Origin of the sequence: Flavobacterium sharifuzzamanii, from assembly GCF_003254585.1 — a bacterium.
GTDB classification, from domain to species: domain Bacteria; phylum Bacteroidota; class Bacteroidia; order Flavobacteriales; family Flavobacteriaceae; genus Flavobacterium; species Flavobacterium sharifuzzamanii.
On the sequence record NZ_QJGZ01000036.1, the window covers coordinates 159,957 to 181,836 of the forward strand.

Here is a 21,880-nt window from a genome sequence, read left to right on the forward strand (position 1 = left end):
GCGTTTTTTTTTAGAGTTAAATTAATTTTCAACCGAAACAGATTCTGCTATAATCCATTTTACTTCGTTGTTTTCAATAATTACCGAAATGTTGTCATTCTCTTTAACTTCTCCAGAAATTATCTTTTTCGCCAGAGGTCTTCTTAAATGCGTTCGAATAATGTTTTTGATAGGTCTTGCGCCATATTTGGCATTGTAACCATTTTCAGCTAAATACAGTTTAGTTTCTAAAGGAATTTCTACTGTAATTTTATTGTTCTTTAATAAATCAATGAATTCCTTTTTAAGATGGATTTCAAATATTTTTAAAGCATTTTCTTTATTGATTGGAGCAAAAGGTACAATTTCTGTTAATCGCCCTAAAAATTCAGGTCTGAAATAATTAGCCATGATTTCCATTAACGAACTAGATGCTGGAATTTCACCATTATTAAATGTATTAACGATATGATCTGCACCAATATTTGATGTAAAGAGAATTATGGCATTAGAAAAATCACCTTCTTTGCCTAAACGATCATGCAATTTTCCTTCGTCCATGATCTGAAGAAATACATCAAAAACGGAAGGATGCGCCTTTTCAATTTCGTCAAATAAAACAATAGAATACGGTTTTTGTCTAATCTTGTTGACTAATAATCCACCTTCTTCGTAACCAACATATCCTGGAGGCGCACCATATAACAATGCAGCAGAATGCTCTTCTTTAAACTCAGACATATCAAAACGGATAATAGCATTTTCATCTTGAAAAAGAAATTCAGCCAAACTTTTTGCCAATTCTGTTTTTCCTGTTCCTGTGGGGCCTAAAAAAAAGAATGAAGCAATTGGCTGTCCTGCTTTGCTTAAACCTGATCGTGATTCTAAAATAGAGCCAGCAACTGTCTCAATACAATGATCCTGACCAATTACTCTTCTGCCTAAAACTTCCTCAATGTTATTAAGTTTCTGTTTCTCTTCTTCTTTAAGTTTTCCTGCAGGAATTCCCGTTTTTTTAGCGATTATCAAAGACAAATCAAAAGCCTCGATATGAGAACGTTTGTCAAGTGCTTTTTCTTCAAGCGTATTAATGAGGTTTTCAATATAATTCAGGATCGATTCTGATGATTCAAAATTTCTTATTTCATTTTGCTCATTGGGATCCATTAAAAATGCTGTTTTGTTCATTAAATCAACCAAGAACCAATTGTATTCTTTTATTAATTGATTTTCAGATAAATTGTCTTTGTTTTCTTTTAGAAGATTTAATCTATTGGCAATAGATTGTTTTTCGTTAAGAAAAGTTTCTCCAGAAGTTTTTAAAACCGACATTGTGTGGTCAATCAAATTAATGGCAGACTCAGGAAGGCTTTTTTCCTTTAAGTATCTTTTTGATAATCGAATAGATTCTGAAATCGTTTCATCATCTATTTGTATTTTATGATGCTCTTGATAAGTTTTGATCGACTCGCGAATCATTCGAAACAGAGTTTCGTCGTTAGCTTCTTCCAGTTTTACAATTTCAAACATTCCAGCAAGTCCTTGCTCTTTTTCAATTCTTTTGGAATATTCGTCAATTGTAGAAGTGGCAATAATATTTAACCCTTTTGCTAGCTCGCCTTTAAGAACATTTGAAACGCCTGAATCTCCTCCATTTTTATCAAGTAAAATATGAATTTCTTCGATAATTAAAATAGCTTTCGGATATTGTTTAAGCTCCTGAATACAGTTTTTTAAACGATCTTCTATTTCTCCTTTGTATGAAGCGCCAGCAATAAGTGATGACAGATCAAGTTCAAAAAGCTGCACTTTGTTTAAAACATCTGGAACTTGGTTGGCTATTACATCTTGAATAAGAGTATCAATTAAAATTGATTTCCCAATGCCACGATCGCCAATAAGCAAAACATTAGGTTTAGAAAACCGGCAGAGTATTTCTTTTATGGCATTCAATTCAGATTCACGCCCAATCGCAGATACTCTTTTTTTAATTTTCTCAAGGTTTTTATGGACACAATATTTGCTCAAAAAACCTTTTTTTACTTCTTGTTTTACACCATTTTCAGCTTGTGGGATAACAATCTGATCTTCTAGCAATTCATTCCTTGAAATAGGGTAGGATTTCATTTGATCAAAATTGAACCCCACGCCAGGAGAGCTTAATGCTGTTATAATGGCATAGAGGCTAATTTCATCTTCATTCAAAGCAATTCGCACTGATTCTGCCTCTTTTATGATATCGTCGATCAAATCGCTTGGCTCAGTATCAAGAACATGAGTGGTTTTTGGCTCTTCTTCGATTCGAACTTCTGCCCATTCATCAAGATAATAAACATCTTTGCCCATAGTTTCGAGCCGTTTCAAAAGTGATAAATCTCTGTTTAAAATGGCTTTTAATAAATGGGAAGCTGAATAATATTTATTTGAATTGGTTTTAGCAATTTTCTTAGCAATCTCTAATGCGCTTAATAATTCTGCACTGAAAACGTTTTTTTCTTCTTCCATATCAAAATTTAATCTTTAGACCATATCAGGTATTTTTTTACTTTATAGCTGATATTTAATCCTTTAATGCAGTTAGTTTGTTTGTCTTTGTTTAAACGTATTGATTCAATCTTTATTTTTTTTCCTTTTACAGAAGCACATAATTGAGAAAAAGTCAATAGATCGTTATCATTTTTTACCACAGGAACATCTAAGTCATCACACAGAAATTCTGCAAAATCATCTTTTGTTTTACTGCCTTCTGCTACTTTTTTGAACAAAATTTCAAACTGATCTTCAGACATTTTGGGCGCTTTTTTTGTTACAGCGGTAGTGTCTTTTACTGTTTTGGTTTTTGGCGCAACTGGAACATATTGCAGCATTTCTTCAAGCGGATCTTTTTTTACAGAGCCTCGGGGCAATGCAAAAGCCTCTGCTTTTTTCTCAAATTCGTATGAACTTACGTCCAGCGGATTAGTCTTTTTAATGACTCTTGGATGTACGTAAATAATCTTTTTTGCCACACGGCTAAAATCTCCGTTTATAACTAAAGTAATTGTTTTTTCACCTGGTGTTATAAAGGTGTAAACAGGATTGGATGAGGTTTCATCAATGCCTTTATTTTCGCCAAACGCCCATTCCCAAGTTCGCGCATCATCAGAAATTGATTTAAAGTACGCGGGTTGTCCCACTGTAATGGTTTTGGGTGTAATAATTTTTGGCGTGCCTATTTTATCAGCAGCAAATTTGTCTTTTATAGTGATTTCTTTTGTATGGGTACAATTGCCATTTATTGTTAAAGTAACATAGTATTTTCCCGGATTTTTATAGATGTGAAAAGTATGTTTTCTGACATCTTTTTCTGACCCGTCTCCAAAGTCCCAAATCCACGATTTTGCATTGGGAGTTTTGTCATAAAATTCTATCGATTCTTCTGATTGTGAATGATCTGTGAAAATGTAAAACTTGGCATCTTCACAATCGACATGATTAAAAAATTGTATGATAAATGCAATAATTCCAGCTAATAAGAGAAGTGCAAAAAAAAATACTACCCTAATATCAATATTTTTTTGATTCATTTTAATATTTTACTATGTAAGATAATTTTAACAAAAATTGGAAGCAAATGTAGTTTTATTTATTTTAAAAAACTTATTTTTTATACTATAAATTTTACAAATTTTATTTGTATTCTTACAAAATATTTTGCTAGGTTTGTAACCACCACGTCTAAAAATGTAAATAAATTCATTATAAAGGAGTTACGTTCAAAAAGAAGAATTTTCTCAGGTTTGAAAAATAAAAATAAGTTGAAAAATTTGTTTTTTATGTTGCTTAAAATTTAAGAATGATCCATTTTGGTTGCGAAATAATGTTTAATTATCTAAAAAAAGAGTACTAAATAATATTTTTTATGAGGCAGTTTGTTATAATGATACTTATGATGCATTTATTTACGGAATGCCATGCTCAAAAATATATTTCGCAGATTCCCTTCAAATATGATTATTCTTTGGAGCTGTTAAAAAAGCAGGCTCAAATGAATGAAACCGGTTTAAAAAATAAAACCGTCGTCAATGATAATTCAGAGAATTTAAATGACGAAATACTTGCTTTAAAAGAAAAGTACTCCATTATTCTGGCTGTAATGCCAAATAAAATTACCAACTACAAATTATACTCTTACATAGATCCGTGGCTTAATACGCCATATAAAGAGAAAAGCTTTTCTAAAAAAGGAATTGACTGTTCTTATTTTCTCCAGTCTTTATACAGCGATGTTTACAAGGTTACCCTACCAAAAGATCCTGCAGGTATGTGGAAGTCTAAATCTATACAAATTTTTACAGGACGCAGTTTCCTTGCTGAAGGCGATCTGGTTTTCTTTAGATACGATAAAGACCACCCGATATCTGATGTTGGTTTGTACCTGCATAATGACCGAATTCTGGCTTGTACAGACAAAGGTCTTGCAATATATAATTTCAATGATGAATATTTTCAGTTACGATACATAGGCGCAGGACGAATTAACGAGGATGGAAAGAAGAAGTAAAAAAAGTCTTGAGGATCTTGCATTCGAAATTGAGAATATTTCGTATGACATTAGGGCTGAAGTTATTGCTAATGAACTTCTTGAGTCCAGAGCTGTCGTGCAGGATGAAATTACGGTTTCTAATCAGGGACAATTTTCTCGTGCGTACAGAAGCGATATTTTGGAGGCAGTAATTCAGGATGATAATTATGATAAACAGGAATATTTAAATATACGATTATCACGTGATAGTATGTACGATGCGCTTCCAGAAGGTTTTGTGCATAGTTTGACTGAGAATAATTCTGATAAGTCTGTAAAACAGATGATAAAGGAACATAAACATCAGAAAAAGCAAGAAGCCGAGGCTCGTGTTTTTTTTACTCCTTTTGAAAACGAAATTTTTCATTATCGTACTAAAGTAGAAAGTGTTGAAAGGAATTTTTTATACAAACTGAACGGAAGCAAACCGTTGGATTTTTTCTATGATTTTTGGGGATTGTCACACATTTACCCTGAAATTTTAGTTTCAAAATTTATACAGCTGCTGCCTTATGCGTACAAAATAGTGGGAGACATTGAACTTGCTTGCCATTGTTTATCAAGCATTATTGAAGAAAAGGTAACCTATACAACAACAAGTTCTAAAGAATATAGCGAAGAAGGAGAGCAGGTCAGGTTAGGAGAAAATAGATTGGGAGTCGATTTTATTACTGGAAAAGATTACATGGATTATTCTATGAATGTAAGGATAGAAATTGGCCCTATAACTCATAAGCCTTACCAGCAATATCTTAAAAACGGCGATATAAAAATATTTATAGATTGTTTTTGCGAGCATTTTTTTCCAATGGAAGTTGACGTAAAAACAGTGTTATTGATTGATAAAGAAACAGAAGAGTTTAATTTTAGTAAAGAACCTGTGTTAGGGTATACAACACGAATTTAGTAATGGTAAAAAAACATTTATTAGCCCTTATTGATATTAGGCTTATTGTATTTTTAGTAGTAATCATAGCAGTAAGCGCTATACTTACTATGGTATTCAGCGATAAAATAAAAGAATTTGCAACACAATATAAAAGAAAATTTTACATCTATATTTTTTCATTTGTATTGATTTATGCTCTCGTTGGTTTTTTAGGCTACAATAAATTATTTACAGAGCTTTCAGACGAATTTCGATTTTATCAAATTGCGTCACTGCTATTTGGAATCCTTAATGTTTACTTGTATCGATGGTACTTTAACGAGTTTAACCTAAAAGGTGTTGTGGGTATCGAATTATTGTTTTCATTTTTAATAACGCTTTATTCTAGTGTATTGTTTGTGATTATTTATACCGCCTTAAACGGAATTGCACTAACATTTTTAATGTGCTCACATTTCTTGGTATTTATTGTTCCAACAGGCGTTTACGCAGTTTTTAACTATATGATGCAGATTCCTCCTAAAGAATATGTTACATGGAAAATTCCAGAAAGAAAAGATCCTTTTCCAGAGATTGAAAATGTTCAGATGAAAGATTTGCTGCTTATTACATTATTAATCCAGAAAAAAGAAAGTGATACAAAATATACTTCTATAAGATCTAAAGGTCCCGTAAGAATTGATTTTGGAGCGCTATTCTATCATACAGTTTCAGGATATAATGAACATAATGCTGAAAGTAAAATTGATTTAAAGCAAAATGGAGAAAATTGCAACTGGGTATTCTTTCTACAGCCAAAATGGTATCAAACAGCCAAATATGTAGATGCAAAATATACTTTGGGTATGAATGGTATTACTGAGAATTCAGTGATTATTTGTAAAAGACAGAAAAAAGAAGAAACCAAAGTAAATAAAAAAGGTAAGGAAAAAGAAGGGTTTATGTATGAGCCTAAGATTGAAAATAAAGAAAAAGAAAAGGAAAAAGAAGCAGTAGTTTAATGTTTATTGAGATATTATGTATTACATAGATAAACCTGAAAAGGCATCATACGACAAGTTTCGTACTTATAAAATCAAGAAAGGGGATACACTCGAAAGTGTTGCTCGAGATCTTGGCGTTGAGGCTGATGAGCTTAGATGGTATCATAATATGTACTGTGAGATTCCTGACTTAATAGAAGCTGATTTTAAAAGTTACTTAGAGTATTTGATTTTAGCACCCGAAAAAGCTATTGAAGCTAAAAAAGAACAAACAGAAAAAAAGCCTCAAAAAGTTAGTTTAGCAAGTAATTATACATTGCCATTTGTTGCAGACAAAATTGATAATGATTACCAAGTTAGCTATACCATTGTTTTTGGAGATGCTGTTGATACAATAGAAATGAAAGCAAGTGTAAAATGGCTTGCTACTGATAGAAATAATTATCATTTGTTTGAGATAAATAAAGGATCTATTTATGTCAATAATAGTATTCCAGATACCATTATGGATGAACTGGCCGCTAAAACTGCTGCTGTTTTATATCCCTTAAAAATTGTGGTGGATCAATCTGGAAAGTGGGTTGATATTTATAATTATGATGAAATAGAAAGCCGATGGAAGGATACTAAAGAAGAAGTTCTGGATTATTTTGAAGGAGAGGTTGCAGAAAATTATATTGAACATACAGAATATGCTTTAGTAAATTCTGAAACATTACTTAATTCTCTTGCTTCAGATTATTTTTTAAGAGCTTTTTTTAGTGGTATTTATGTTGGCTATACATCAAATTATTCGTTTCAGAACGAAGTCTTTTTTCCATTAGAAAAAGATGAAGAATCGAAGTTTACTGTACAGCAAAAGATAGATTCGATTTTAGATGAATCAAATTTGGTTAAAGTAGAACAAAAAGGTGATTATATAGATTCTGGAGGTGAAGCCAGTTTTGGATTTGACCCGTGGAAAGGAAAATTCAACGCTTCGTATTTTCTGGATGAACATAGTTACTGTATCGAAAAGATAAATTTAGAATGCAATATCGAGTATGATGAGCCGATAAAAGTGATCGTGCAAATTGAATCTTTAAAGAATGAAGAAACTCAAAGTTAAAGAGTTATAAAAGAGTAGTTAAGTCAATGTAATATTTATAAATGAAAAGGCAATGAGTGAGAAACATATAGTAGTTCAGGGAGCTTCACTAAAATGCAAATTTAGCGTAGAACCAAAAAAAGATATATTAAAAGTAAAATCGCAGGACAAGCATTATGCTAATGATAAAGATGCAGAGAAAAAACTCATTGCGACCGACAAAGAAATTGGGCAGACATTAGAGAAAAATACTTTTGGTAAATGTAAAATGCAGCCAAACGGAAGTGGAGATTATCTGCCATGTCAGGCCACAATTATGAAGTGGAGCGCTTTTTACGAAAAAGTAACCTTAAGTAATCAAGGGAAGATTTTACTAGAAGACAGTAAAGGAACTTGTCCTATTGGTGGACCAGATTGTATAGAAATAGATAAACACGGTCAAAAAGCAGAAGCGAGTAAGCAAAATGCTAAAAAAGCAAAACCGCAGGTAAATAATCAAATAAATCCTTTGGTGAATACCGCAAAATTTCAGGAGAGCTTAGAAGAGAGTGATTCTATTTGTAAATAAAATAAAATAGTATGTCAGATTTTAAAATAATTGGAAATCCGGATCCTGTTGTAGGTAAGGAAGAATTCTACTCAGTAAATACTTTTTTACCGAGTGTTCTGCCTTTTCAAAATCCAGCTTCTAATAATAGTTTTGAACAGCCAGTAAAATGGGAAATATACATTCTTGAAAACGGAAGATGGCGCAAGACAAAAGAAAATGATAAAACTGGGAAAAGAATCTCTTACACCTTTCTTCAAAAAAGTTTAGAAAGAAAAGGAATCCGTATTCTGGCAAGAAGAGGAGAAGATGTGGCACGTCTTAATGTAACTTCACATCCCGCTGAAAAACCAAAAATTGAAAGCATAGAACTGCTTGATAAAAATGGACAAAAACCAGCAAAACCGCTTTCATATGGACAGACTCTAAAAGCAAGGCTTCACTGTCTTCATATGGAAAAACACAAAGTATCTGTAACCTTGTGGGAAGATGATGCTGCTGGTGCCGGACATAACAAAGCAAACGAAAAGAATCTAATACAAACACTCTCAGGAGTTGTTGCAAACGGTAAAGCAGATGTTGACTTTTTGCTGCGACCAAGTTTTGCGAAAATTGCAAAACAAAATGGTCCAGAGGAAGGTAAAATTCATGAGTACTATGTTACCGTTGATTTTAACAAAAATAAAATTGCAAGTAACAATGTAAACGTAAATGATATTGAAGCTCCTGTAGCTCCCTATAAGGGAAAGACAACACCAAAAGAAGCTGAAAAGCCAACGATTCCTTCTAAGAAAGATTCTCCAAAGCAAGATGCATCAGATGCTAAAAAAGAAAAGGGCCGAATCAATTCAGTGAATCTTACTGACACAGCTGGAAATAAGATTAAAGGAACATTTAGAGAAAAACAGATTAAAGTCTGGATCAACTCAACCGGGTTAAAAGGAAAGGATGTTAGCTTAAAACTATATGACGAAGATGTAGCTAGCAACGATTTACTGTTTCAGCAGGAATTTACGCTAAAATCTGATTTGCATGCCATTGTTGTGCCTCTAGATACAATTCCTAGAAGCCTTGGAGGAAACTTTTGGACTGAAGGTGCAGAACAGGAGCTGTTTGCAGAAGTTAAAGTATTGCAGACAAATGATCTAAAAAAGAGTGAAGTTGTAGATGTAGATGCTAAAGTTTTTAAACAGGATCCTGTTGAACAAACTAATAAGGTTGCGAAAACTGGTGATGCGAATGATGATAAGAAAGATAAAGGTAAAGAAGCTTGTCAAAAATGTATTGCTCCAGTAACAGCTGACCAATTAAAAGATATTTTTCCAAATGCAGATCCAACAAAATTAGAAAAAGTAGCATCCACTTATACTAAGTATATGAAAGATTTAGGAATGGATACTTGTTGGAATAAAGCTCACTTTTTTGCACAAGCGATGGTAGAAGGAGGGAAATCATTAGAGCTAAAGACAGGAGAATTAATGAATTTTGCAGTACAAGCCTTACCAGATACTTTTTCTGCATTTAGTACAACTGGAAAGCGTTATGGTCCTCCAAATGATTTAGCATTTAAATATGGAAGGATTGATAAAAATAACATTAAGACTCTCCAAAGCAATTACAATAGGCCAAAGCTTCAATATCAAAGTGCTAATAAAGAAATGATAGCAAATACAGCTTATAGTAATAGAAAGGAATTAGGAAATAAAGGAGGAAGTGACGGTTGGAATTTTAGAGGTAGAGGACTAATACAAATAACTGGTAGAGAAATTTATACATTTTGTAATTCGTTCTTACAAAAATATGAAAAAATAGATATTCTATCTAACCCACATTTAGTTGGTGAGCGTTTAGATTTAGCTGTTTTCACATCAATGATCTTCTTTTTATGGAAGAAAATAAATATAAAAGCAAATAAGACAAGGGATGTAAAAAATGACATTTGTCCTTTAGTAGGAAATAATGTAGATATTAAAGATAAAAATAATAAGAAAATATCAACAAATTATGATGAAAAACAGAAAAGCTTTAATGATATAACATCTAAAAAATTTAATATTGATGGGTGTAAATGGGGAACAAAAGAGTCTAAACCAAAGGTAGTTGGTAAGTATTCTACATACGATAATAATTACACAGCAGATAATAAAACTGCATACATAAACATAATAGTCCCTTCTAATAGAAAAAAAGAAGGATTATTGGTTTTTTTCGATGATTCGGGTATTTTATTCAAATGTTATGCACTGGCTTTGGGAACAGGAGGTGAAGACAGGTACACCAATGGAGGTTTTGGAAATGTACCTAATGGTTTGTGGAACGCTGGATTAGAATTAAAAACCGCTAACGTAGGAGTATCATTTGGTAATCATGGAGTAATTAGACTTTCTCCTAAAGCTGGAGATGCATTAAAAGCGTCTGCTAGATCTGGTATATTAATACATTGTGGACATACAATTGGTGACGGAAAGACTGGATTAACTGATAATGGGGCACTTATGGTTACTCATGGATGTATAAGAGTTTATAATGCAGATATGCCAGAAATAACAAAGCATTTTTCAAATTGTTTAAGTTCAAACAAAAAAGTTTTTGTATACGTCGAAGAGGTTAATCCTAACAGCTTAAATCAATTATTCACAGATTATGAAACAATTGCAGATCCTAAAGATTCAAATACTAATAGAAAAAACAAAAAAAATGACGCTCAGTAAGTATACTTATATTTTATTGATTTTTTTAAATCTATCATGCCAAGGTCAGGATAATAAAGTAAATAACATAGAAAAAAAAGAAATACAGATGTTTACTAATGTTTTAAATAAATCGAATTACAAAAATACCATCGAAAATTTTGAAAATGTTAATAAAGACATTATTGGTATTGATACTCGTAATTTGAAAGAAGGTTATAATGAGATTAACATTCTTGGTGAATCTATAGATTATCAAATATGTAAGGAAGGGAAATATATTAAAATAGGAGAAGACATTTTACCAGATATAGATAACATCAAAGAAGATGAGCTTATAAGTTATCCATATATGAAATCTCTAATAAATTTAAATAAAATTCTATATTTAAATGATATGGCTTCTACTTTAGGGACTAGTCTAAAGGATATTGATTTGGCAAGAGATGTGGTTGTATTATTTAATTACGAAAAAAATGAATCTTTAATAAAGAAAGTTGCTGATAATATTGGTGATTGGGATGATTTTTCAAATAATTTCAAATTATCAATGGTCTTTTATAATAGAGATCGTACTATTAGAAAGAAAATCCTTAAATATCTTTCAAAAAAACAAGAGCTTATATATCACTTGACTTTTTATTTAGCTGATAATAGAAAGAGTATAATAAATGCCAATAAGTTATCAACAGAAAAAATTGATGAAGCTATTGCTTACTTATTAAATCTTGGACTTGAAGGTAAATCAAATAAAGATATAGATACAGATAATGATATGTCATATAGACTTTTAAACAATCTTCTTACGTCTCATCCTAATATTATTAATTCTTTTGAAAGAATAAATTATTACGGACATGCAGATTTAGCTTTTTTTATAAAAGTATTCCATACTATACAAAATAATAGTGATCAAAATTCAGAAATAAAAAAATATTATATTCAAGATTCGGATGGTTACTCTAATATAAGAAAAGATAAAAATAGTAACTCAGAGATAGTTGGAAAAATTAAATCTGGCGAAGAAATAGACGTATTGGATGATTCTGGAAATTGGTGGTTTATCCAAGCTAAATCGGGTAATAAAGGATATGTCTACAAGACGAAAATAAAATCTGAATAAAAGAAAATATAGAAAAGGTTCCTTGACATATTGAAAAGAAAAGCCCCAGCTAGCAGGAGTTTTACGCTTTTGCTAGCTTGGGGAATTAATGAAAAAAGATGAAAAATATAATTTCTTTACTAGTTCTATTGCTAATTTCCTGTACAGGAAAAACAGACAGCAAAAAAAATAATTTAGGTAATTCTAATGATTCAAAAGATGCTCCTTATAATTTAACAGATTTAGGAGATGGTAAAAAGTTTAATTATGATACTTTGTCTATAGATTATATTAACAAGGTGAAAACAAGCCTCATAAAGAATAATTTTAAATTTCCAGATGAACAGACATTTAAAAAAAGAACTTTAGAGGTCCTTAAAATAAATTTGTACGATTATAAAAACAATATTATTGTTTTGAGACCTGCAATGTTTACTGAAATTGCGATCAAAGAAAGTAGATTTATCTTAATTGAAGATGAAGAAACTGATGGTAGTGAAAATGCTATTAATGAAAACCTTGAACTTTATTATAATTCTTATGTATTCTATGAGGATAAAATTGCATTTAATTGGTTGAAGTCTCGTTATAAACAGCAGTTAATAGACTTAGTTGTACAATATGGTTATGATTCTGATAAAGAGTTAGTGAGATTTGTATTTAAAAATTTTGATTTTGATGATAGCGTTTCTTTCCATGATTTAATTTTCACGTACGATGTAAAATCTAAAAAGAATATTTTAAGAGAAAACATTCTAAATGATATTGAAAATATTGTCTATAAAGGAACAGTTGAGGGCTATACAGATGCAAAAGAAGGTAATGGTTATAACAGTTTTTCAGATATAATTGAAAAAATCAGAACTAACTCAAACAATTATTTGGATGCCGAAAAATACATTGCTTTCTTATATGAGAAAGATTTAAGAGTTGGTGTAGTCGGTCATATAGAATCTAATTTGAGTGAGAATTCAAAGTATAAAACTTTTTTAAAGGAAAATAATTACTTTAATCTTACGAGGTTGAGGGATTATGTTGAGAATGTTTATGGAGGAGATTCAGATTCAGATGAAGTAAGTACGATTTTTAAAATCTCAGATCCAGATGGATTTACGAATCTTAGAAAAGAGAAAAATTCTTCTTCAGAAATTTTACAAAAAATAAATAATAATACTGAAGTTGAAGTATTAGACAATTCAGGTAATTGGTGGCTGATCAAAACAAGTTCTGGAAATAAGGGATATGTTTATAAAACCAAAATTAAATCTGAATAATATAAAAAAGCATATATGCTCCTTGACATATTGAAAAGAAAAGCCCCAGCTAGCAGGAGTTTTACGCTTTTGTTAGCTGAGGGAATTTATTAAATTAAATAAAATGAAAAAAATACTAAGTTTTGCAATTTTGACTTTATTGTTTGTAAACTGTAAAGAAGATTCAAAAATCAATGGTAGTCTAGGAAAAGACTTAAAAGAAGATTCAATACAAAGAGTTTCTAAATTAGCACCAAGTCAGGGCAAAGAGTTAAGTGATAATGGTTTAGCAGGGAATTATTGGTTGTTTTATAAAATTTCTGAAAATTCAATCTCAGGAACATCTAAAATGACGAAAGATGAAATTGTAAGTCAATTTAAAAATGTTAAAATAGAAATTGATGAAAAGAAAGTAAAAATAGGAGAATCATGTATTTATGATTATTATAAAAGTAATAAAACCCTAACAGAATATTATGAAAGCACTAAAACGGCTAAACTGTATGAGGATATATTTATAAAAAACAAAATAAAGTTTGGAAATGAAATTACAGTTTATCAATCATTATATCCTGAAAAGGCTTGTGAAATTCCTTGGGACGAATTAATTATTGCTGATAATACAATTATTATAACATTTGATGACTATCTGGTATTTTTTAAAAAGCAAAATGGCAATCATCAAAGTGATTGTTATTCAAAGACTAAGATTACAAATTTACCTATAACAAATAAAATTATTAATGGTAATAATGTATGGAATCAACTAGATTGTAATATAGCCAATTTAAGAACTAAAGATTATTTAAGATTACCAGACATAAAAGATATTAAGGTTTTTATTATAGCAAATTTCAATTTTGATGATTTTACCTATACGTTAGTAACGATAAAAAATGATAAAGTTATTACAAAGAAAGATATTGGTTTTGCTAAAGATACTGATGAACCAAATGCAATATCTGAACTAACAGAATTTGAAATAGATAAAGATTATGTTTTTACACTAAAGACCAAATCAAAAACGGAGAATGATTTTAAAGTCACAAAAACTGAAAGATTTAGAATAAATGAGAATGGCTTAATTGTGGTTGTTAAATAATTAAAATTAGTTCACATGCACCTTCTTTATAATAATGAAAAGAAAAAGTCTCGACTGGTAAATATGTGATTTTTATTAATTCATAGATGATAAAATAAAAAATATGAGAAAAATAGTTTTTGGTCTGTTACTATTAAGTTTATTGTTATCCTGCAAATCTCAGGATAGTAAAGAAGATTTTAAAGGAACATGGATTGAGGTACAGAAAAGAGGTAATGAATTTTTGATTATTGATTGTGGATATAAAGGTGAAGATATAAAAATTGTTAATGATTCAATTTTTGAGAATGGTATAATGGAAAGTACTAAAGCAAAGATTGATCATATAAAAGAAGATGAAACAGGAATATCATTGTTTACAGATAAAACGGAAAAAACATATTATAAATTTTTGTTTGTAAATAAAGAAAAAGGTCTTGCCAAATGGGAAATTAAAAATTATGATTTACCAATTGTTATTAAATATTTTGTAAATGAGGTTAGTGCTCATAGAATAAAAAAAATAAAAGGTAAAAAAGCTGATTGTGTCTCTAATGATGATGTTGGCGATTCTGTATATGATTCTCTTAATCTTAATGACGAAAATGTTCTTTTAGTAGAGGATGATAATTGTATATCATTATTAGACAAAGAAGAAAATTTAATTATTGAAAGATGTTTTGATAATTGTAATGTAAAAATTAATCATATAAAAACCGCAGGTTTGCCATTAACTATTATAAGCGGACATAACTCAATTGATATAGAATTTTATAAAAAAGGAGAAAATTGGGTTTCTAACTCAGTTACATATTTTAAAAGTTTGCCAACTGGAGAAGAAAAAAGGACCAAACAAATTGAAGTATCTCTTAAAGAATTCAATTTTGATAGCGTTATTGAACAGTTTGGAGATAATGATATAAGTAACTTTTAATTAAGATGTGTAACAGCTTTATGCTTTTTAGAATTAAAATATAAATCCAAGAGAGAAACTGAAAATCTGGCTCAGTGCGCATAATTGTATCTATTTAACGCGTAAAATCTTGTTATAATAGTAAAATTACATTAATAATCAAAATCTAACCCAACAAAAAGAGAAACGAAAGATTCTCATTTCAAAATAAAAAACTATAGAATTATGATAGAAAAATTAAGTCATTTTCCCGTAAACTGGATTGACGGGATGAAGATAAATAAGAGTCATTTTTTATCTATTCAGGACAACGTTTCTGAATTGGTAAATGATGCAATTGGTATTCATACCACACCTATAAGTTATGGTCTACTGGATTCTGGAAACCAAAACAAAGAGGCCACAAAAATCACTTTAGGAATTGATAATCACAAATTGCTACGTGTTCGTGTAGAAGAATGCCACGCCATAACACCAAACGGATCTAGAATCGAAATCAGTAAAAGCAATACAGACACATTAGATCTTCAGATTCCATATCCAGAAGATACTTATGAAATAAAAGACGGCGAACAATTGGTTTTATTGGCTTGTATTTCGGTTAATTCTAAAAAAAGAATCCCTTTTGGCGAACCAGATCCAGATGAAGTACCGCCAAGATATCCGTACACACAGCCAGAATACAAACTTCATTTAATTAAAGCCGAAGAATTCCGTTCAGGAATTGGATACGGTGGTTTCTATCTTGCAATTGGTAAAATCCTTATTGGAGATACAACAGTTTTAGACGAAGACTATATTCCGTCTTCTGTAACAGTATCCTGTCATCCAAAACTGGTTGATATGCAGGCACAAATTGCCCGTTCGTTTGGTCAGATTGAGATTTACTCAGTTCAGATTTCTCAAAAAATAAACAGAGGACAGCAGACAGGACTTTTACCGCAAACCGTAATGCAATTGGCTGACAATACGGGATATTATTTGGGTAGCTGTTTAACGCAGTTCCGTTGGTTTTCATTGCACCAGCATCCAGCTTCGATGTTAAGCACAGTGGTAGCATTTGCTAGAGTGATGAAGAATTTTATCGATTCAAAATCAGGAGCAGGAAAAGAAGAGCTGTTAAACTATTTTGCCGAATGGTGTGATATTTCACAAGGAGATTTCGAAATATTGTTTACGACCCTTATAAATGCTGGTTACGATCACGTGCATATCGATAAAACGGCTTCATTGGCTATAAATGCTTTAAACAGAATAGAGAGATTATTCGAAACACTAAGCAAACTGGATTACATCGGTAAGAAAAAAGAAAACATCGAATTGTTTGTTGCCGAAACAGAGAAAAAAGACATCGTTCACAACCCGAAACGTCACGGTTTCTTTATAAAAGACTAAAAAATAAAATAGTAATATAATTATGGAAGTATTAAATAAACAGGAGCGCCAAAAAGCATTTATTGCTTTTTTAATTGCCTTTATCCTGACTTTTTCAGTTATGCTGATTGCAGTTTCGTTCAACTTTTACATGCCCGTAGCAGAAAACAAAATGCTGAAAGCAGAAAATGAAATGATGAAAAGAGAATACGATTATCAAACTAATTTTTCGGTTAAAATTGACAGTATCAGAATGACAATCGATTCAATCAATTCGCCAAAAGTAGATAACGATTTTCAGCAGCGACTGGCAAATGTTATGATCGCCAATATTTATCAAAAAGTTCCCAAAGACACTACTGAAAACAAAAAATTGTATAACAATGTTATTCTGGCCTACAAGAATATCATTGATTACAAAAAACAAATCAGAAGCCTTACGCACAACTCACACTTAATAGATAGTTTGAATCAGTCAGCTAAAACGTACAAAGAAGAATTAGAAAAAGTAAGCAGAGACTTAGATGTATGCCGTCAGGTTTACCAAAATCAATAATTAGAAATTTAGAATAAAGAAATTAATAAACTAATCATTTAAAAATTTGAAATTATGTTGTCAAACTATGGAATTGGAGGTAATGAAGTAAAAATTGATGCAGATGAAGCGATCACTGCAATCCCTCAGAACAGAACACTTGTTGCTCAAAAATTAACAGTAGATGCTCCGGTAAAACCAGAATTGGTAGAAGGAATCACAAGCATCGAAAAAGCATTCGAACACTTTAAACCAGAAGTAAAAGTAAATTTTGAAACTGCTGATGGTGCTACTAAAGTTGAGCCTTTAAACTTTAAAAACTTAGGTGATTTTGGTATAAAAGGAATCACAACACAAAGCAGCTTTTTATCTGATCTTGAAACAGAAAAAGATCAGTACCAAAAAATTATTCGTCAGTTAAAATCAAATAAGATTTTAAAAGCGGCTTTAGAAGACGGAGAAGCAAAACAAGCTTTGTTAGAAAGCCTTGGAGCATTGATCAATGAGTTAAAAGAAAACAAATAAGAAATTAAAATATTTTAAATATGTCAACTAAAGAAGCATATAAAGGAGATCTGGATACAGCGGTATTAGAACCAAAAGTAGTTAAAGGAATTTCAATTGAAAAGAATGTTGAAAAACTGGCTAAATATGGCGGTTTTGATTTGTTGGAAATGGCAATTGAAGGAGTTCAAAACCTTAACCCAGACAGAAAAGCAAGAAGAAAAATCTTTTTAGGGGAAGTAAATAAAGCAAAAGAAAGAGAAACACTTTTAAAGACTTTAGAACTTTGGTCTTCGGTTTTAAGCAACAATGAAGCTTTGACTGATATGGTAGCGCAAAGTGAAGACAAATGCAAAGAATCTGAAGCTTTATTGCAAAAGAACCTTGCAAAAGCTGTAGAAGATACAAGAGAAATTGAAGCTGCTTACAGAACACTGGCTTTATTCTTTAAAAATACAGAATCTGATAAAGTAAAAAATGTTACGATTGTAAACGCAGAATTAGATCAGTTAAAAGATCTTGACAATACTCGTTTTATTGATGCCATTCACTCAGAATTAGTAGATAATTACGATCGTTTAGATCTTAAAAACAACTATGGTATTTTGGTAATTCCAGGATATTTAGGATCAAATAAAGTAATCGAAAAATGGGCGAAAATTGCGCATGAAAACAAAGTAATGTTGGTTACAGATTTCGAACACCTTGATGAACCGGATGATGTAATGGAAATGTTCGACGCTGCTTCTTTAACAGGAGGAGATGTATACCGTTCTAACGTAATCATGACTTGCAACTGGCTTGTTGGACGTGGCAGATTTGATCAAATTGGAGAAAACGAAGATTTGCACGTTGCGCCTTCTGCGGCATTAGCTGGAAAAATATACAAAACATTAATGTCTCAGGTTACTGCTGGTAAGAAATTCGGAGGAATTAATGAAGTTGACGGAGTGAAATTTGATCTTAAGAAAAGCGAAATTGCTAATCTTGAAAACTTAGGATTGGTTCCGATGGTAAATGAATACGGTAAAGTAATGGCTTTCTCTGCTAAAACATTATTCAGTGGAGATAACTTAGGATTGCAAACGTATTCTGTAGTTCGTGTTTTTGATTATGTGACTAAAGTGTTAATGGATTTCCTTAACCGTCGTGCTTTCGAAAACTTTACTGCTAAAACGCGTAAAGAGATTATGAATCAGATCGTTGCTTTCCTTGACGGAATCACTGGTCCAGATAAATTAATTGAGAATTTTGAAATCCGCAGATTTGAACAAGATCCAATTCAAAAGGACAGAATCTATATGGATATCCATATGAAACCGTATTTCCCTGCTAAAAACTTCCTTATTAAAATGGATGGTCACAAAGGTGATGACGGAACAGAATGGGATACAGATTACGAGCAAAAATAATTGTACAGTAAATAAAAAAAGGAAGCACATAAAATTGTGCTTCCTTTTTCAACAAAACATTGATCTTTTGAATGATCAAACCAAATAATTCAAATTCATGAACGTACTTAAAATTTTACTTTTAGTCGGTTTGTTTTCAATATCAAATTCGATTAAAGCACAAAAAGTAAATCAGATTGATACTTTAAGCTGTCCTATTACGCAAAATGATTTGTTGCTTTCAGGAAAGTTATTTGCAAGTGCGACACCAATTTTACTTCGTGTATACAACGAAGATTACGAATATGCTGTTTTTCAGTTAGGTAAAAGAAAAAGCAGCATCTATCTATATTTTAAAATTTTTACAGATAATGTCTGTGTAAAACAGGCACAACCTCTAGAGTTGTATTTTAAAAACGGAGATCGCTATTTATTAAAAAATAGTTTTAACGTTAATTGTGACGGAACTGCAGCTTTACAGCTTAGAAGAAAGGATATTAAAAAGTTAATGTCTAACTCCATAAATACAATAAAGTTTTTTACGCTTAAAAAGGACTATGAATTTAGTCCCACAGAAGTTGACAATCAAAATATAAGGTTTTATCTGCACTGTTTAAAGCTCTATAAAGTGAGGAAGAAAAAATAAAATAAATTGTGGGAATTTGATATCACCTAAAATATAATCTCTAAAAAAACAAAATATGCCATTTCCAGAATTGAACCTTTCATTAGGACTTACAGATAACGATGGTTCTGTTTTCTATGCAGGAAGCGGAGAAGGAAAAGTAATTGTAAAAACAGATTCTGCTTTAAAAAAGCATAGTATCACTATCACAATTTCAGAACAAGAGGTTGGATCGGTTTATTTGAATACGCATTTGGAAGGTGTCGAAATTCCTGCTGAAATTGAAGTTCCGGTTTATCAAATGATAGTTTCAGACGATAAAACAAACGAGAAAGAAGTATATAAAGTTACCCGTGATACTTTTTTCTATAAAGAACAGACAAAGAAAAAAGGATTGTGGAGTTTTCTGGGTTTAAAATTCTTAGCTCCAAATAACTTTCTTTTTGAAAATATTCCTTTCGAACCTTTAAAAGAAGAAATGGAAATGTATGATATTTCAAGATACAGACAGTTAAATGAAGATAAACTTACCTATACTTTTCAAAAAGGAGAACAAAATATTCAGCTTTTTGCAGGTGATATTAATACACTAAAAGTGGAGAAAGGAATAAGCTATTTTGTAATTGTTGATGAGAAAAAAGGGCAGAGGTTTATTGGCGATATATTGTACAGAGAAAAATTTCTAAAACTCACGCCATCAGTTAAACTGCATATCATAAAACGCAAGAAGGTTTCTAAGGAAATGGAAACAGATAAAAAAGGCCGAGCTAATAAGTTGATTTATATTTAAAAAGTAAAATATGAAAGGAGCATTTTACAAACTTCCGATAGATTTTAATAGCGTAATGCAAAAAAAAGAGCTAGAAAAAACTTCAATTGAGCATTCTATCGCACAACAGATTATTTTACTGGCCACTACAACATTTGGTGAGTGCAAGTTTGACGAAACGTTTGGATCAAAAATATGGGAAATCGACTTTGATTTACTGATGAATGAAAATACATTAAAAGAAATTATTTCAAAAACAATGAAACAGTCTTTGGCTTTTCATGAAAAGAGAATAAAAGTAAAAGAGCTTATCGTTGAATTATCAGAAACAAGGTATTTTGTTGATGATGTCAGCAGATCAAAAAAGAAAGTTGATATAATAATAGAAGCCACAATAAAAAGTACAAATCGTGACTTTGACTTTAGAGGCTACTTTTTTGTTGGACCGCTATCCTATAAATAGACGTTTTTTTAGTAATATTTTTATTTCAATAGTCCTCAAAAGAATTTATTTGTTTTTTAAAGGTTTGATATCATGATAATTACATATTGTAAATAAAGTTTTATTAAAAAATATATTAATATAAGATTTTATTTATATATTTACAGGATAAATAAATAAATTAATAATTAAAAATTTTTCATTATGTCGTTTTTAACATCATTAACAGTAGCAGGAAAAGATTACAAAGTATTAAACGTTAGTTATGATTTAGCTCAAGAAACAGATGCTTCTGGGCGTCCATCTACAGTAACACGTGGAGGAAGAATTATGATTGAGGTTGAATCAACTGGAAGTACTGAATTGTTTGAGTGGATGACTAACAATTTCGAAAGAAAAGACGGGTCAGTAAAATTCATCAAACGTGATTCAAATGCTACTTTAAAAGAGCTAAAGTTTACAGAAGCTTACATGGTTAAGTACAAAGAAAACTTTGATCATAACAGTGACAATCCATTAACTGAAACTTTTATGATTTCTGCTCGCAAAATTTCGATGGGTGGAGGAGAATTTGATAATGCTTGGGTATAATCCTTTGGACTTTATCAATCTTTATTAAACTAAAAGGAAGTCCAATAATTGGACTTCCTTTTTTGTTTTTCTATTTTGAAATATCCAGTTTTCAATTGTTATGAATTGGATTTTCGCACTTCCTAAATTAATTATCTAAACAAATCTACAAATGAGTTTTTTATCTAAATTACATATAGACGGAGAAGAATTTAATGTTCTTGAATTTAATATTGGTTTTAAACAAGAAATTGACACAACAAGCAAACCTACAGGAAATGCTAAAGGTGGAGTAATAAAAATGATAATTGAAGCAAGTCAAAACAGTCATTTTTTATCTTGGATGTTAAATGGTGATTTGACCAAAGACGGTAAAATTGTTTTTTATAGAAGAGATGCATTGAGTAAAATGAAAGAACTTACGTTTACGAAAGCATTTTGTGTTGGTTATGACGAGCAGTTTACAAGCACTACCGAAATTCCAATGAGAATTACTATGGAATTAGTGGCAAAAGAATTGACTTTTGGAGATGCTAAATTCTCAAATAATTGGATTGCTTTAGATTAATTGTTTAAAAGCTA

Annotated in this window: 21 protein-coding genes; 19 read left to right on the forward strand and 2 right to left on the reverse strand. The window is 30.9% G+C overall.

From position 1 onward, the window contains the following. Window positions 1–21: 21 nt before the first annotated feature. Window positions 22–2,484, reverse strand: coding sequence for an AAA family ATPase (locus DMA14_RS07335; RefSeq protein ID WP_111424109.1), 2,463 nt, complete (start codon window positions 2,482–2,484; stop codon window positions 22–24). Window positions 2,485–2,492: 8 nt separating this feature from the next. Next, entirely contained in the window at window positions 2,493–3,545 is a 1,053-nt protein-coding gene (locus tag DMA14_RS07340) for a PKD domain-containing protein (protein ID WP_111424110.1), read from the reverse strand. 335 nt (window positions 3,546–3,880) lie between these two features. Between DMA14_RS07340 and DMA14_RS07345 the strand changes: the two genes are divergently transcribed. From DMA14_RS07345 to tssD (DMA14_RS07435), 19 genes are all read left to right on the forward strand, one after another. Then, window positions 3,881–4,522 carry a C40 family peptidase gene (locus tag DMA14_RS07345; protein WP_238989928.1) on the forward strand — a complete coding sequence of 214 codons (642 nt, stop codon included), beginning with the start codon at window positions 3,881–3,883 and terminating at the stop codon, window positions 4,520–4,522. Further along, the gene (locus DMA14_RS07350) at window positions 4,506–5,450 is read left to right on the forward strand and encodes a type VI secretion system baseplate subunit TssG (protein ID WP_111424112.1); all 945 of its coding nucleotides are present in this window, start codon (window positions 4,506–4,508) and stop codon (window positions 5,448–5,450) included. Before DMA14_RS07345 ends, DMA14_RS07350 begins: the two co-directional genes overlap by 17 nt. 2 nt (window positions 5,451–5,452) lie before the next feature. Beyond that, window positions 5,453–6,433 (forward strand): TssN family type VI secretion system protein, encoded by a 981-nt coding sequence (locus DMA14_RS07355; protein ID WP_111424113.1) that lies wholly within the window; start codon window positions 5,453–5,455, stop codon window positions 6,431–6,433. 16 nt (window positions 6,434–6,449) lie between these two features. Then, a complete protein-coding gene (locus DMA14_RS07360) occupies window positions 6,450–7,523 on the forward strand; it encodes a LysM peptidoglycan-binding domain-containing protein (protein ID WP_111424114.1) in 1,074 nt (357 codons plus the stop codon). Window positions 7,524–7,575: 52 nt separating this feature from the next. Next, the gene (locus DMA14_RS07365; protein ID WP_111424115.1) at window positions 7,576–8,070 is read left to right on the forward strand and encodes a DUF4280 domain-containing protein; all 495 of its coding nucleotides are present in this window, start codon (window positions 7,576–7,578) and stop codon (window positions 8,068–8,070) included. Window positions 8,071–8,081: 11 nt separating this feature from the next. Beyond that, window positions 8,082–10,760, forward strand: coding sequence for a hypothetical protein (locus DMA14_RS07370; RefSeq protein ID WP_111424116.1), 2,679 nt, complete (start codon window positions 8,082–8,084; stop codon window positions 10,758–10,760). Further along, entirely contained in the window at window positions 10,747–11,862 is a 1,116-nt protein-coding gene (locus DMA14_RS07375; protein WP_157957687.1) for an SH3 domain-containing protein, read from the forward strand. Before DMA14_RS07370 ends, DMA14_RS07375 begins: the two co-directional genes overlap by 14 nt. 98 nt (window positions 11,863–11,960) lie before the next feature. After that, on the forward strand, window positions 11,961–13,115 hold the full coding sequence (locus tag DMA14_RS07380; RefSeq protein WP_111424118.1) for an SH3 domain-containing protein: 1,155 nt from the start codon (window positions 11,961–11,963) through the stop codon (window positions 13,113–13,115). 103 nt (window positions 13,116–13,218) lie between these two features. Then, on the forward strand, window positions 13,219–14,196 hold the full coding sequence (locus tag DMA14_RS07385; RefSeq protein WP_111424119.1) for a hypothetical protein: 978 nt from the start codon (window positions 13,219–13,221) through the stop codon (window positions 14,194–14,196). Between the two features lie 103 nt (window positions 14,197–14,299). Further along, window positions 14,300–15,109 (forward strand): hypothetical protein, encoded by an 810-nt coding sequence (locus DMA14_RS07390; RefSeq protein WP_111424120.1) that lies wholly within the window; start codon window positions 14,300–14,302, stop codon window positions 15,107–15,109. Window positions 15,110–15,313: 204 nt separating this feature from the next. After that, on the forward strand, window positions 15,314–16,483 hold the full coding sequence (locus DMA14_RS07395; RefSeq protein ID WP_111424121.1) for a hypothetical protein: 1,170 nt from the start codon (window positions 15,314–15,316) through the stop codon (window positions 16,481–16,483). Window positions 16,484–16,505: 22 nt separating this feature from the next. Then, on the forward strand, window positions 16,506–17,018 hold the full coding sequence (gene tssO / locus DMA14_RS07400; RefSeq protein ID WP_111424122.1) for a type VI secretion system TssO: 513 nt from the start codon (window positions 16,506–16,508) through the stop codon (window positions 17,016–17,018). Window positions 17,019–17,072: 54 nt separating this feature from the next. Next, window positions 17,073–17,522: a hypothetical protein gene (locus tag DMA14_RS07405; protein WP_012025252.1), complete on the forward strand. Its 450-nt coding sequence runs from the start codon at window positions 17,073–17,075 to the stop codon at window positions 17,520–17,522. A 20-nt stretch (window positions 17,523–17,542) separates the two neighbouring features. After that, window positions 17,543–18,913, forward strand: a complete 1,371-nt coding sequence (locus DMA14_RS07410; RefSeq protein WP_111424123.1) for a DUF5458 family protein — start codon at window positions 17,543–17,545, stop codon at window positions 18,911–18,913. 97 nt (window positions 18,914–19,010) lie between these two features. Then, window positions 19,011–19,538 (forward strand): hypothetical protein, encoded by a 528-nt coding sequence (locus tag DMA14_RS07415; protein ID WP_111424124.1) that lies wholly within the window; start codon window positions 19,011–19,013, stop codon window positions 19,536–19,538. Window positions 19,539–19,593: 55 nt separating this feature from the next. Further along, the gene (locus DMA14_RS07420; protein WP_111424125.1) at window positions 19,594–20,307 is read left to right on the forward strand and encodes a hypothetical protein; all 714 of its coding nucleotides are present in this window, start codon (window positions 19,594–19,596) and stop codon (window positions 20,305–20,307) included. 10 nt (window positions 20,308–20,317) lie between these two features. Then, window positions 20,318–20,749, forward strand: coding sequence for a GPW/gp25 family protein (locus tag DMA14_RS07425; RefSeq protein ID WP_111424126.1), 432 nt, complete (start codon window positions 20,318–20,320; stop codon window positions 20,747–20,749). A gap of 183 nt (window positions 20,750–20,932) precedes the next feature. After that, the gene (gene tssD, locus DMA14_RS07430) at window positions 20,933–21,319 is read left to right on the forward strand and encodes a type VI secretion system tube protein TssD (RefSeq protein ID WP_029269192.1); all 387 of its coding nucleotides are present in this window, start codon (window positions 20,933–20,935) and stop codon (window positions 21,317–21,319) included. Between the two features lie 151 nt (window positions 21,320–21,470). Beyond that, window positions 21,471–21,866 (forward strand): type VI secretion system tube protein TssD, encoded by a 396-nt coding sequence (tssD, locus tag DMA14_RS07435; protein ID WP_111424127.1) that lies wholly within the window; start codon window positions 21,471–21,473, stop codon window positions 21,864–21,866. Window positions 21,867–21,880 lie beyond the last annotated feature (14 nt).

Coding starts and splice junctions, on each gene's coding strand:
- DMA14_RS07420 (WP_111424125.1), top strand. CDS start 19,594: ATGCCATTTCCAGAATTGAACCTTTCATTAGGACTTACAGATAACGAT.
- tssD (WP_029269192.1), top strand. CDS start 20,933: ATGTCGTTTTTAACATCATTAACAGTAGCAGGAAAAGATTACAAAGTA.
- DMA14_RS07405 (WP_012025252.1), top strand. CDS start 17,073: ATGTTGTCAAACTATGGAATTGGAGGTAATGAAGTAAAAATTGATGCA.
- DMA14_RS07355 (WP_111424113.1), top strand. CDS start 5,453: ATGGTAAAAAAACATTTATTAGCCCTTATTGATATTAGGCTTATTGTA.
- DMA14_RS07335 (WP_111424109.1), bottom strand. CDS start 2,484: ATGGAAGAAGAAAAAAACGTTTTCAGTGCAGAATTATTAAGCGCATTA.
- tssO (WP_111424122.1), top strand. CDS start 16,506: ATGGAAGTATTAAATAAACAGGAGCGCCAAAAAGCATTTATTGCTTTT.
- DMA14_RS07360 (WP_111424114.1), top strand. CDS start 6,450: ATGTATTACATAGATAAACCTGAAAAGGCATCATACGACAAGTTTCGT.
- DMA14_RS07380 (WP_111424118.1), top strand. CDS start 11,961: ATGAAAAATATAATTTCTTTACTAGTTCTATTGCTAATTTCCTGTACA.
- DMA14_RS07375 (WP_157957687.1), top strand. CDS start 10,747: ATGACGCTCAGTAAGTATACTTATATTTTATTGATTTTTTTAAATCTA.
- DMA14_RS07415 (WP_111424124.1), top strand. CDS start 19,011: ATGAACGTACTTAAAATTTTACTTTTAGTCGGTTTGTTTTCAATATCA.
- tssD (WP_111424127.1), top strand. CDS start 21,471: ATGAGTTTTTTATCTAAATTACATATAGACGGAGAAGAATTTAATGTT.
- DMA14_RS07425 (WP_111424126.1), top strand. CDS start 20,318: ATGAAAGGAGCATTTTACAAACTTCCGATAGATTTTAATAGCGTAATG.
- DMA14_RS07395 (WP_111424121.1), top strand. CDS start 15,314: ATGATAGAAAAATTAAGTCATTTTCCCGTAAACTGGATTGACGGGATG.
- DMA14_RS07345 (WP_238989928.1), top strand. CDS start 3,881: ATGAGGCAGTTTGTTATAATGATACTTATGATGCATTTATTTACGGAA.
- DMA14_RS07365 (WP_111424115.1), top strand. CDS start 7,576: ATGAGTGAGAAACATATAGTAGTTCAGGGAGCTTCACTAAAATGCAAA.
- DMA14_RS07410 (WP_111424123.1), top strand. CDS start 17,543: ATGTCAACTAAAGAAGCATATAAAGGAGATCTGGATACAGCGGTATTA.
- DMA14_RS07340 (WP_111424110.1), bottom strand. CDS start 3,545: ATGAATCAAAAAAATATTGATATTAGGGTAGTATTTTTTTTTGCACTT.
- DMA14_RS07370 (WP_111424116.1), top strand. CDS start 8,082: ATGTCAGATTTTAAAATAATTGGAAATCCGGATCCTGTTGTAGGTAAG.
- DMA14_RS07385 (WP_111424119.1), top strand. CDS start 13,219: ATGAAAAAAATACTAAGTTTTGCAATTTTGACTTTATTGTTTGTAAAC.
- DMA14_RS07390 (WP_111424120.1), top strand. CDS start 14,300: ATGAGAAAAATAGTTTTTGGTCTGTTACTATTAAGTTTATTGTTATCC.
- DMA14_RS07350 (WP_111424112.1), top strand. CDS start 4,506: ATGGAAAGAAGAAGTAAAAAAAGTCTTGAGGATCTTGCATTCGAAATT.